Origin of the sequence: Paraprevotella xylaniphila YIT 11841, assembly GCF_000205165.1 — a bacterium.
Lineage (GTDB): Bacteria > Bacteroidota > Bacteroidia > Bacteroidales > Bacteroidaceae > Paraprevotella > Paraprevotella xylaniphila.
In genome coordinates this window covers 1-3,263 of the sequence record NZ_GL883874.1, presented here as the reverse complement: position 1 = coordinate 3,263, position 3,263 = coordinate 1, and the positions used below count along the sequence as shown (strand labels likewise).

Sequence of the window (3,263 nt, the reverse complement as noted above, 5' to 3'; positions counted from 1 at the left end):
AAGTATTTAGGAAAATTCAGAAAGGAACAATTCAAGTATTCACCTGTAAGAAGTTACTAATGACAAAAAAGAAATTGCCCGTTCGTTTTACGGGTCAGCACTTTACTATTGATAAAGTGCTAATAAAAGATGCAATAAGACAAGCAAATATAAGTAATCAGGATACGGTTTTAGATATTGGGGCAGGCAAGGGGTTTCTTACTGTTCATTTATTAAAAATCGCCAACAATGTTGTTGCTATTGAAAACGACACAGCTTTGGTTGAACATTTACGAAAATTATTTTCTGATGCCCGAAATGTTCAAGTTGTCGGTTGTGATTTTAGGAATTTTGCAGTTCCGAAATTTCCTTTCAAAGTGGTGTCAAATATTCCTTATGGCATTACTTCCGATATTTTCAAAATCCTGATGTTTGAGAGTCTTGGAAATTTTCTGGGAGGTTCCATTGTCCTTCAGTTAGAACCTACACAAAAGTTATTTTCGAGGAAGCTTTACAATCCATATACCGTTTTCTATCATACTTTTTTTGATTTGAAACTTGTCTATGAGGTAGGTCCTGAAAGTTTCTTTCCACCGCCAACTGTCAAATCAGCCCTGTTAAACATTAAAAGAAAACAGTTATTTTTTGATTTTAAGTTTAAAGCCAAATACTTAGCATTTATTTCCTGTCTGTTAGAGAAACCTGATTTATCTGTAAAAACAGCTTTAAAGTCGATTTTCAGGAAAAGTCAGGTCAGGTCAATTTCGGAAAAATTCGGTTTAAACCTTAATGCTCAAATTGTTTGTTTGTCTCCAAGTCAATGGGTAAACTGTTTTTTGGAAATGCTGGAAGTTGTCCCTGAAAAATTTCATCCTTCGTAGTTCAAAGTCGGGTGGTTGTCAAGATGATTTTTCTGGTTTGGTGTCGTCTTTTAAGCTGCCGCATAACGAAAAATGGTAGCCGTAGTTGCCGGATTTACAGCACTTTCGTATCAATTTAGCACTTCGGTTCGTTAAAAGCACCAAAGTATCAAGTTGGCACGAAAGCCGGCAATTATCGGCTACCATATGTGTGTGCCCTGCATATGCAGGACACACCCCGAAAGCTTTTCAAATAGTTCAAAAATACAAATTTAGTTTTACGAACCAAGTTTTCGGGGTGTTATTTTTCCAGAGGGTGCAAGTCCCTTACGAGCGGATTGAAACCCCGAATCGTTAGCAAGCTGCAAGGTGGTTTATCGTGAGGTATGCACTGAAGGAAGCAGAACTGCAAAAGTCTGTACCGACGAACAGAAAGTACATAAGAGGCATAACAATAAGGATGAGTATCCACAGCAATACGAAGTCCAAAACAGTGTTCTGAACATGCTATTAAATCAGATTATTGTTATGTAGATGTACCGGCGATAGACGGAAGGAAAAAGCATTTACCAGGGGAGGTCTTGGCGATTACGAGTTAATCAATCCAAGAAGTCAGCAGAGGTCATAGTACTTGAGGGCAAACGAGGTGCGAATAGATACCGCATAGGTCTCACAAACAAGGAAGGACTGAACGTAAAGAGGTTTTCAATAGGTAACGGAACACATAGTAGCCCTACTTAACGAAAACAGGTTAAAAACAACTAAAATGATAACAAGAGTAGTACATCCGTTTAATCTTCAAAGAGCATTGGAACACGTGATTGCCAATAAAGGTAGTGCGGGTGTTGATGGTGTTTCTATAAGAGAGCTCCGCAAGGTGTTTTCTGAAAAGAAACTACAACTGATTGAAGCAATCAAACAAGGCAACTATCAAGTACAACCCATTTTAGGTATTGAAATTCCGAAAGGAAATGGGAAAACTCGATTATTGGGTGTTCCCACCACTACAGAACGTGTGTTGCAACAAGCCTTAGCACAAACTATTGCACCACTTTTTGAGCCCGAATTTAGTAATTACAGCTATGGATTTAGACCTCACAAGAATGCCCGACAAGCCGTTGGACAATCTCGGGATTACATCCATTCAGGATTAAACCACATTGTGGATATTGACCTGAAAAACTTCTTTGATGAAGTTGACCACTGTTTATTACTGAATTTAATCTATCAAAAAGTGAAATGCAAAGCTACCATGCAACTCATACGCAAATGGCTCAGAGCACCTATTAAAATCAACGGAAAGCTACGAAAGAGAAGAAAAGGCGTTCCGCAAGGAAGCCCTTTAAGTCCATTATTGTCGAACATTTTACTACATCAACTGGATAAGGAAATGACTCGAAGAGGACACAAATTTGTACGTTATGCGGATGATTTTAGTATTTATTGCAAAAGCCACAATCAAGCCAAGGCAACAAGAGTGGTAATTGAAAAGTTTTTGAAAAACAAACTCAAATTAACTATAAATGAAGAAAAGAGTGGTATCAGAAAACCAATCCACTTCACAATTTTGGGTTTCGGATTCGTACCTACGTACGAGAAAGGAAGTAAAAATCAATACCAACTTATTGTATCGGAAAAAGCATGGAAGAAACTAAAAGAACGACTTAAAACAATCACCCGAAAAACCACACCAGCCACATTTGAAGAGCGTATTGCCAAGATAAAAGAAGTGCAACGCGGATGGTTGAACTATTTCCAAGGCACGAGTATTTTGGGCAAATTACGAGATTTAGATGGTTGGCTTCGCAACCGACTGCGCTATTGCATTTGGCATCATTGGAAAAAACCCGAAAGGAAAAGGAAAAACCTGATTCGATTAGGTGTAGACCAAGACCATGCCTACGCTTGGAGCAGAACACGGAAAGGCGGTTGGGCAATAGCACAAAGTCCTATTCTAGGCACTACCATTACTTTACAACGCTTGAAGAAAAGAGGATATGTTTCCTTAACTGAATTACATTTACAACTTAACCCATCTCTTTGCGAACCGCCGAGTACGTGACCCGTACGCTCGGTGGTGTGAGAGGCGCACTCCGTCAGTTACTGGCGGAGCCGTCTACTCGATTATGCGGTCGGTTTTCATTTTCTCTTCTTTCTCGTTAATTTGTCAAGCAAAGTTACTAAATTTGCAGTCAAGCAATTTCAATTTTTGAATTATGTATTTCAGCAGACCTTGGACTTCTATCTAAGTGATAGGCAGTCCTGAAAATTCCAATCTCTTTTAGGTCAAGACAATTAGTCTATGGGTTTCGTGTACCGACTTTTTTGTAAAGGCGTTACGTTGTCATAGTTGCTCTGTCGGGTAATACTGTCTATTCACTTCTCCACGATTTCAACAACAAAAATGATTGAACGTATCAAATC

At 38.8% G+C, this 3,263-nt stretch carries 2 protein-coding genes; both read left to right on the top strand.

What is annotated here, in order from left to right:
- The first annotated feature begins 59 nt into the window (after window positions 1-59).
- Window positions 60-860 (top strand): 23S rRNA (adenine(2058)-N(6))-methyltransferase Erm(F), encoded by an 801-nt coding sequence (gene erm(F), locus HMPREF9442_RS11760; protein ID WP_004295323.1) that lies wholly within the window; start codon window positions 60-62, stop codon window positions 858-860.
- 745 nt (window positions 861-1,605) lie between these two features.
- Window positions 1,606-2,901 (top strand): group II intron reverse transcriptase/maturase, encoded by a 1,296-nt coding sequence (gene ltrA, locus HMPREF9442_RS11755; protein WP_007567572.1) that lies wholly within the window; start codon window positions 1,606-1,608, stop codon window positions 2,899-2,901.
- Window positions 2,902-3,263 lie beyond the last annotated feature (362 nt).

What these genes read in the sequence shown, in the direction of transcription:
- ltrA (WP_007567572.1), top strand. Translation starts at nt 1,606, where the DNA reads ATGATAACAAGAGTAGTACATCCGTTTAATCTTCAAAGAGCATTGGAA.